Annotated in this window: 9 protein-coding genes; 4 read left to right on the forward strand and 5 right to left on the reverse strand. The window is 57.4% G+C overall.

Going from position 1 to position 8,620, the window contains the following annotated elements:
- Positions 1–159: 159 nt before the first annotated feature.
- Complete coding sequence (locus tag MEB48_RS28765) at positions 160–618, reverse strand: VOC family protein (protein ID WP_237887088.1); 459 nt, start codon at positions 616–618, stop codon at positions 160–162.
- Positions 619–837: 219 nt separating this feature from the next.
- Here MEB48_RS28765 and MEB48_RS28770 point away from each other — a divergent pair, with 219 nt between their 5' ends.
- The 4 genes from MEB48_RS28770 to MEB48_RS28785 all read left to right on the forward strand — a co-directional run bounded on the left by MEB48_RS28770 (position 838) and on the right by MEB48_RS28785 (position 5,059).
- Positions 838–1,107 (forward strand): hypothetical protein, encoded by a 270-nt coding sequence (locus tag MEB48_RS28770; RefSeq protein ID WP_095055519.1) that lies wholly within the window; start codon positions 838–840, stop codon positions 1,105–1,107.
- Positions 1,108–1,208: 101 nt separating this feature from the next.
- The gene (locus tag MEB48_RS28775; protein WP_095055520.1) at positions 1,209–1,823 is read left to right on the forward strand and encodes a LysE family translocator; all 615 of its coding nucleotides are present in this window, start codon (positions 1,209–1,211) and stop codon (positions 1,821–1,823) included.
- A 205-nt stretch (positions 1,824–2,028) separates the two neighbouring features.
- The gene (locus MEB48_RS28780) at positions 2,029–3,195 is read left to right on the forward strand and encodes a cysteine desulfurase family protein (RefSeq protein WP_237887089.1); all 1,167 of its coding nucleotides are present in this window, start codon (positions 2,029–2,031) and stop codon (positions 3,193–3,195) included.
- A gap of 55 nt (positions 3,196–3,250) precedes the next feature.
- Complete coding sequence (locus MEB48_RS28785; protein WP_237887090.1) at positions 3,251–5,059, forward strand: aminopeptidase P family protein; 1,809 nt, start codon at positions 3,251–3,253, stop codon at positions 5,057–5,059.
- A 46-nt stretch (positions 5,060–5,105) separates the two neighbouring features.
- Here the strand turns inward: MEB48_RS28785 and MEB48_RS28790 are convergent, their stop codons facing one another.
- From MEB48_RS28790 to rhtA, 4 genes are all read right to left on the reverse strand, one after another.
- Positions 5,106–5,702: a 2-hydroxychromene-2-carboxylate isomerase gene (locus MEB48_RS28790; protein WP_237887091.1), complete on the reverse strand. Its 597-nt coding sequence runs from the start codon at positions 5,700–5,702 to the stop codon at positions 5,106–5,108.
- Between the two features lie 36 nt (positions 5,703–5,738).
- Positions 5,739–6,479, reverse strand: a complete 741-nt coding sequence (locus MEB48_RS28795) for an SDR family oxidoreductase (RefSeq protein ID WP_237887092.1) — start codon at positions 6,477–6,479, stop codon at positions 5,739–5,741.
- A gap of 95 nt (positions 6,480–6,574) precedes the next feature.
- Positions 6,575–6,856 (reverse strand): hypothetical protein, encoded by a 282-nt coding sequence (locus tag MEB48_RS28800; protein WP_030132257.1) that lies wholly within the window; start codon positions 6,854–6,856, stop codon positions 6,575–6,577.
- A gap of 169 nt (positions 6,857–7,025) precedes the next feature.
- On the reverse strand, positions 7,026–7,913 hold the full coding sequence (gene rhtA, locus MEB48_RS28805; protein ID WP_237887093.1) for a threonine/homoserine exporter RhtA: 888 nt from the start codon (positions 7,911–7,913) through the stop codon (positions 7,026–7,028).
- Between the last annotated feature and the right edge of the window lie 707 nt (positions 7,914–8,620).

Below are 8,620 nucleotides of genomic sequence, written 5' to 3' on the forward strand. Positions count from 1 at the left end.
ATCGATTCTCATCGAGGCGCGGGGCCACAGCCCCACTCAGACGCCGGATAGATGAAAGCAAGCCAAACACGCATCAAAAACAGTATTGCAGAAAAGGGGGTAACCATAGATGTGGGAGCGGGCTTGCCCGCGAAGAGGCCCGAACACTCACTGAAAAACTCAACCCTGCTTAAACATCTCCTTCGCCCGCTGTTCGATCTGCTCCTGAGTCAGATCCTCTTTGTGCGTGGCCAGAAACCACAGATGCCCATAGGGATCCTTCAAGGTCCCCGAGCGGTCGCCATAAAACTGATCCTTGACCTCGGACACCACCGTGGCACCGGCATCGATGGCCTGTTTAAAGGACTTGTCCACATCATTCACATACAGATGCAGCCCCACGGACGGCGACTGGTCCGGGTTGCTCAATGGGCCCTGATCGCAGGGTGTGCCGAGCATGATCGGACAGTCGCCGATACGCAGTTCGGCGTGACCGATGCCGCCATCGGGCATGGACAGACGCATCACTTCGGTGGCGCCAAAGGCTTTCTTGTAGAAGTCGATGGCTTCGGCAGCTTTCTGAATGCCCAGATAAGGGGTGACGCTGTGATAACCCTCTGGAATAGGTTTTACGCTCATGACGGTTCTCCTTTATTGTGGGGTTAAGGTGTTCCTTCGCCGATTTCCGGTCGATTAACTATAGGTCAGCCTCTTCCCCGCAACCGTGTGCCCGACGAGCAGCATGGCCACGGTTCGGGCAATCTCTTGATCCAATACCCACTATCGAAAGCGTTGATTTCTGCCCTGCAAGGGCCGTGGGTAGCCTGTGTCCATTGCCCCGAACCCGGACACTCGAAAATGAAATCTCTACTCGTGACCTTTTTTCTACTTGGCATCTCCGTTCTCGCCGGATGCGCCAGCCATGTTTCACCGGAGTTGCGGCCCTACACCGCTGAAGAAACCCGGGAACTGGCGCTGGAGGCCCTGAATCGTCGTGGCTTGTCCTTCGACGAGTACCACGCGAAGAAAGCCGAATTGCTCGGCCAGCCGGCAAAAACGTTCAGTTTCGACAAACAAGGCGAGATGAACGCCGAACGCGCAGTACAGCTGCACGGCCGCCCAAGCTGATCGACGACTGTACTGCTCGAACTTTCACGCAACTGTCCGTGGGTTTCCCTCAAGGCGTGCGTTAGGGTCAACACCTGACTTACCCTGATGGACTGCCACCCATGACACTCTCGCTCGACCTTCTGCTGGGCTTTGCCTTGTTTGCCCTTGTCACCTCGATTACTCCGGGTCCGAACAACACCATGTTGCTGGCCTCAGGCGTTAATTTCGGTTTCAACCGCACCATTCCCCACATGCTGGGCGTTACCTGCGGTTTTTTCATACTGGTGGTTGCCGTCGGTTTTGGCTTGGGCGCGGTGTTTCAAACCTATCCACTGCTTTACACCGTGTTGCGCTATGTTGGCGCAGCATATTTGCTGTACCTGGCGTGGAAGATCGCTCATTCCGGGCCGGTAGCCGAGGGTGAACAGGGCGAGGGCAAGCCGATCAGCTATTTGGGCGCGGCAGCCTTTCAATGGGTCAACCCCAAGGCCTGGATCATGGCCATCGGTGCCATCAGCACCTACACGCCAATGCAGGGCTATTTCACCAATGTGATTGTGATAGCCGCGGTGTTCGCCTTGATCAACCTGCCAAGCGTCGGGGTGTGGGCCGGTTGCGGCACGCTGTTGCGCAATGTGCTGCGCGATCGCCGCTGGTTGCGGCTGTTCAACTGGGGTATGGCGTTAATGTTGGTGGCTTCGCTGTATCCGTTATTGCTCGACAGTTTTAGCTGACGCATTGCTTCATCCGGTGGCCTGATGCCTGTTAAGCTCGACTTCAGGAGCGTTCCTACGCACTTTTAAATGAAGTTGTTCTTCTTTAATGGCCTCCGATCAGGTATTGCTGTCGTTCTGAAAATTCGGCGTCGCTCATGAGGCGGCGCTTTGAAACTTCCAGTGACGAGCTTCCTGATCCCGGAACACGCTCTGCGAGTCTTTTATGAATAAACGTCCGTTGTATTTCGACTACGCCGCCACCACACCGGTGGATGAACGGGTCATCAAGGTCATGGTCGAGTGTCTGGGTTTCACCGGTAACTTCGGCAATCCAGCGTCCAGTTCCCACGCCTTCGGCCAACAGGCCCGGCAATCGGTTGAGCAAGCACGGCGCCAGGTCGCCGAATTGGTGGGCGCCCAGGCGCAGCAGATCGTCTGGACTTCCGGCGCCACCGAATCCAACAACCTTGCCCTCAAGGGCGTGGCTCAGGCCCGCGGTGTGTCCGGCGGCCATATCATCACCAGCCAGATCGAACACAAAGCGATTCTCGACACTGCAAAACAGTTGCAGGACGCAGGCGTTGCGGTGACGTATCTGGTGCCCGATGCCGAAGGCTTGATTACTCCGCAAGCAGTCAGCGAAGCGATGCGTGAGGACACCTTTCTGGTGTCGTTGATGCTGGTCAATAACGAGCTGGGCACCGTCAACGACATCCCGGCCATCGGACAGGTGGTGCGTGGTCGCGATGCGTTGTTCCACGTTGATGCGGCCCAGGGCGCGGGCAAAGTGGCGATCGATCTGGCCCGGTGGCCAGTGGATTTGATGTCGTTCTCGGCGCACAAGGTCTACGGCCCCAAAGGCATTGGCGCGCTGTATGTCGGTTCTCGCGCGCAACAGCGTCTGCAGGCGCAGATCCACGGTGGTGGTCACGAGGGCGGGTTGCGTTCCGGCACGCTGGCGACGCACCAGATTGCCGCAATGGGTGCAGCGTTCGCGTTGGCGGCCACCTCGTTCGATGAAGAAAAAGCCACCATCACGCGTTTGCGTGAACGCTTGCTCGAACCGCTGCTGAGCATCCCCGGCGTGCGCCTCAATGGCAGCCCGACCCGGCGCATTCCCCATACGCTGAGCCTGACTTTTAACGAAGGCGAATTCAGTTCCGCGGCGTTGAGCACCTCGATCGCATTTTCCGCGACCTCGGCCTGCAATTCCGCCAGCAATGCGCCGTCCCATGTACTGCTGGCCCTGGGGCATGACGCGCGCTCGGCCAGTCGCACCATTCGCTTGAGCCTGGGGCGTTTCACCACCGAGCAGGATATCGATCAAGCGGTACACCTGATTAAAGCAGCTTGCGCCAGTGCTCCCGCATTCTGGGCAACAGGTCCTTAAGCGCCGACGCCAATCGGCACCGAATAATAATGATGAGTGGTTAGCAGGAGACACGATGAGTACACAGCCTTTGACCAATGGATTGGTACCCCAGCGCCTGGCGCAAACCCGCGAGCTGATGAGCCGGGAGGGCATTCATGCTCTGCTGGTGCCGTCGGCCGACCCGCACCTGTCGGAGTACTTGCCGGGCTATTGGCAGGGGCGGCAGTGGCTGTCGGGTTTTCACGGCTCGGTCGGCACGCTGATTGTCACGCCGGATTTTGCCGGTGTCTGGGCCGATAGCCGCTATTGGGAACAAGCGAGCAAGGAGCTCAAGGGCAGCGGCATCGAACTGGTCAAGCTGCAACCGGGTCAACCCGGCCCGCTCGATTGGCTGGCCGAGCAAACCCCCGAAGGCGGCGTCGTCGCAGTCGATGGCGCGGTGATGGCCGTGGCGTCGGCGCGTACCCTGAGCAGCAAACTCGAAGAACGTGGCGCACGTCTGCGCACCGACATCGATCTGCTGAGTGAAGTCTGGAGTGACCGTCCGAGCCTGCCGAACGAGGCGATCTATCAACATTTGCCGCCTCAGGCGACGGTCAGCCGTGGCGAAAAACTCGCCAAACTGCGTGAGGTACTGAAAGAGCGCGGTGCCGACTGGCACTTCATCGCCACCCTGGATGACATCGCCTGGCTGTTCAACCTGCGCGGTGGCGATGTGTCGTTCAATCCGGTGTTCGTGTCTTTCGCCCTGATCAGCCAGCAGCAGGCCACCTTGTTCGTCGCCCTGAGCAAAGTGAGCGCCGAGCTGCGCGCCATTCTCGAACAGGACGGCGTGACCCTGCGCGATTACAGCGAAGTAACCGCCGCCTTGCGCGCCGTGCCGAGCGGCGAGAGCCTGCAAGTCGATCCGGCGCGGGTCACGGCCGGTCTGCTGGATAACCTGGACAGCGGCGTGAAACTGCTCGAAGGCCTGAACCCGACTACTCTGGCCAAGTCGCAGAAAAGCCTGGCCGACGCCGAGCATATTCGTCGGGCCATGGAGCAGGACGGCGCGGCACTGTGCGAATTCTTCGCCTGGCTGGAAGTGGCCTTGGGGCGTGAGCGCATCACCGAACTGACCATCGACGAACGCCTCACCGCGGCGCGTACCCGGCGTCCGGATTATGTATCGCTGAGTTTCAACACCATTGCCGCGTTTAACGCCAACGGTGCGATGCCGCACTACCACGCCACCGAAGAAGAACACGCGGTGATCGAGGGTGATGGCCTGTTGCTGATCGACTCCGGCGGCCAATACCTGGGCGGTACCACCGACATCACCCGAATGGTGCCGGTGGGTACGCCGACTGACGAGCAGAAGCGCGATTGCACCCGCGTGCTCAAAGGGGTGATTGCACTTTCTCGTGCGCAATTCCCACGAGGCATCCTGTCGCCGTTGCTGGACGCTATTGCCCGCGCACCGATCTGGGCCGAAAGCGTCGATTACGGCCACGGCACCGGTCACGGCGTCGGCTACTTCCTCAATGTTCACGAAGGCCCGCAAGTCATTGCCTATCAAGCCGCGGCGGCACCGCAAACCGCGATGCAGCCGGGCATGATCACGTCCATCGAACCGGGCACTTACCGTCCGGGTCGCTGGGGTGTGCGAATCGAGAATCTGGTATTGAATCGTGAAGCAGGCAAGAGCGAATTCGGTGAGTTCCTGAAATTCGAAACCCTGACCCTGTGCCCGATCGACACCCGTTGCCTGGAACCGTCGCTGCTGACCGAAGACGAAAAGCAGTGGTTCAACGCTTATCACGCTGAGGTGCGTGAACGCTTGAGCCCGTTGCTCGATGGCGCGGCCCTTGAGTGGTTGAACACCCGAACCGCGGCTATTTGAGTGGCTTGAGTTCAGGCGCTGTTTCCAGCGCCTGGCTCATCTCTGGCTATTGCGCACGCAGGGCTTCGAGGACGAAGTCCAGTCGATCCTGGCCGAAGAACAGCTGATTTCCGATGAACATGCTCGGCGCTCCGAACACGCCGCGTTGTACCGCGTTTTCGGTGTTTTCCTTGAGGGCGGCTTTGACGCCCTCATCGGCCGTCAGCGCCAGCACCTCGTTCGGGTCGAAACCGTTTTGCGTCAGCACGACCGCGACGGTCGCCGGGTCATCGAGACTGCGTCCTTCAACCCAAAGGGCATGAAACAGGCAATCGATAAACGCCTGAAAGCGTTCGGGATGACGCAGTTGCATACCCGTGACAGCGCGCATCAGCATCAGGGTGTTGATGGGGAAGTTAGGGTTGAACTTCAGCGGTACGCCATAGCGTTTGGCATAGCGGTCCAGATCCTGAAACATGTAGCGACCCTTTGCCGGTACGGTGATAGGGGAAGCATTGCCGGTAGCTTTGAAGACACCACCCAGTAACATCGGTCTGTAGATCAGCTGGCTATCGGTCTGTTTGCAGATATTCGGCAGTTGGGTATAGGCCAGGTAAGTGGCGGGGCTGCCGAGGTCGAAAAAGAACTCCACAGTTTTGCTCATGATCGATGTGCTCTTCTTATTTTTGTTGGGGTGGGTTCACCAGCGTTCGTTCCAGGGGCGCAGATCCAGCTCGAAGGTCCAGGCGTCCCGTGGCTGGCTGTGCAGGTACCAATAGTTGTCGGCGATGTGCTCGGGATCGAGAATGCCGTCCTGATCCTTGGTCGCGTATTTTTCCGGAAAATTGTCGCGGATAAAGTCGGTATCGATGGCGCCATCAACCACGACGTGGGCGACGTGGATGTTCATCGGTCCCAGTTCGCGGGCCATGCTTTGCGCCAAGGCGCGAATCCCGTGCTTGGCACCGGCGAAGGCGGCGAAACCTGCGGCGCCGCGCAAGCCGGCAGTAGCGCCGGTGAACAAGATCGTGCCCCGTTGGCGGGTGACCATGCGCTTGGCCACTTCACGGGCGTTGAGAAACCCTGAGAAACAGGCCATTTCCCAAATCTTGAAATACTTGCGAGCGGTTTCTTCGAGGATACTGCACGGCACATTGGCGCCGATATTGAAGACAAACGCTTCGATGGGACCGATTTCGGTTTCGATCTGCTCAATAAGCGCAAACACGTCCTCTTCTTTTCGCGCATCGCAGGCAAAACCGTGAGCTTCACCGCCGCTGGCCGTTATGGCATCTACCAGTGGCTGGAGTTTGTCTGCGCTACGACGCGTGACGCAGGCGACGAAACCTTCCTGGGCAAAACGTTTGGCGATGGCTCCGCCGGTGGCATCGCCTGCGCCGACGACCAATACGATTTTCCTGTTATTGATAGCGGTGGTCATGAATATCGCCCTTTGCTGAACGGTCATTGACTGACAAACGTTAGCAGCATCCGGGCGAAGCGCCTGTCGGGCCACGCAAACCCGATAGGAGGAGGTTACTTGCAGATGACGATCATGCTGCGACTGGTGTAGCCAGCCGGATTGAGGCCGAACGGATAGTCACCGGGCTCTTCCACCGCATCCCCTGACTTGGCGATAACCTTGTAACCCTTGGGCGCGCACGAATTGGCGGCGCTGGTGTAGCACTTGTCCCACGAGGACGAGAGCCCCGAACAGTTGATATGCAGTCCTTTCTTGCCGTGTTTCATCTGGGGTTTCGAGGTCGCCGCGCAGCCTGCAATTGCAAGTACGGCGATCAGTATCAAAATTCGTTTCATTGCTGTCCTTAATCGCGGCCCCGGATCTGCGCCTGGGTCTGCCTGCATTCGCTTTTGCTTGAAGCGTTCTGATATCCCTATCTGAAAAAATCCATGTCTGACACTGAGTTACGTGGCCTAAACATGGCCTAATTGAGCGGCAAATACCAGACCTTCGTCAAATCTCGTTTCAATCCGCTGCGACCACAGGCTTTGCGGTGCTCCCCATGGTCATGGTCGCGCCGACAGAAGCCAGAATGATGCACAGGATAGCCATCCACTGTGACAGGGAAAGGTATTCCTGGAGGAACAACAGACCGGACAGCGCGCCGATCGCAGGTTCGATGCTCATCAACGTACCGAAGGTCCGGGCTGGAATCCGTGTGAGGGCGACCATCTCCAAGGTATAGGGCAGGGCGGTGGACAGAATGGCGACGCCGATGGCCACGGGAATCAACGACGGTGTCAGTAACGCGGCGCCAGCGTGGACAATGCCGATGGGGGCTACGAACAGGGCGGCAATCATCACGCCCAATGCTGCGGTCTGCACCCCATTATCAGCACCGGCCTTCTGGCCGAACAGTATGTACAACGCCCAGCAGACACCAGCACCCAGGGCATAACCTGCGCCGACTAGATCGATGCCCGCGCTCGTGGCGCCTATTGGGATCAATAGCAGTAAACCCAAGGCTGCCAGAGCGATCCACAGAAAATCGATCGCTCGACGTGAAGCATAAATTGCGACTGCCAATGGGCCAGTGAACTCCAGGGCTACGGCGATACCCAGAGGGACAGTGCGCAAGGACATATAGAAGAGGAAATTCATGCCGCCCAACGCCATTCCGTAAACGATAACGGTGCGCAGGGATTTCGCGGTGAGCTTCGCTCGCCATGGGCGCAATATCAGTAGCATGATCACACTGGCAAAGATCAGTCGCAGGGTGGTCGTTCCTTGAGCACCGATAACCGGGAACATGCTTTTGGCCAGGGAGGCTCCGGACTGGATCGATGCCATGGCTATCAAGAGCAGGCCAACCGAGAACAGAGTCGAGGCAAGACTGCGGGGGTGGTCATTCATTGCGTGGCATCGTCCGAAGTAGCAAGCGAGAGTATTGTTTTATGTGTTGGGCAATATACTGCGCATTCGTTGCAGGTGCATCTATATATAAGCAGCGATTTTGAACATCCTGATAGAAAAATCAAATCAGGGGTTGACGGCAGATTCTGGAAGTCTATAATTCGCCCCACTTCCGGCGCAGTCGAAACGGAAAACTCCTTGGTAAACAATGAGTTATGCAGTTTTCGGCAGTGGTTACGCTTCAGTTCATCGAAGCCAGAAGGAGTTGGTAAGGCAGTGTGTTATTGCCTTATTGACGGTTCGATCTTCTCGGTCGAAAGCGGAGAAAAAGAGGTGTTGACAGCAGCGAGTAACGCTGTAGAATTCGCCTCCCGCTAACGAGAGATCGAAGGCGCAAGTGGTTGAAGTTACAAAGGAAACTTTGAAAGCTTCTGAAAATAATCACTTGACAGCAACAGAGGCTGCTGTAGAATGCGCGCCTCGGTTGAGACGAAAGCTCTTAACCAACCGCTCTTTAACAACTGAATCAAGCAATTCGTGTGGGTGCTTGTGGAGTCAGACTGATAGTCAACAAGATTACCAGCATCACAAGTTACTCCGCGAGAAATCAAAGATGTAACCAACGATTGCTGAGCCAAGTTTAGGGTTTCTTAAAAACCCAAAGATGTTTGAACTGAAGAGTTTGATCATGGCTCAGATTGAACGCT

Origin of the sequence: Pseudomonas sp. PGPR40, assembly GCF_022014505.1 — a bacterium.
Classification (GTDB): domain Bacteria; phylum Pseudomonadota; class Gammaproteobacteria; order Pseudomonadales; family Pseudomonadaceae; genus Aquipseudomonas.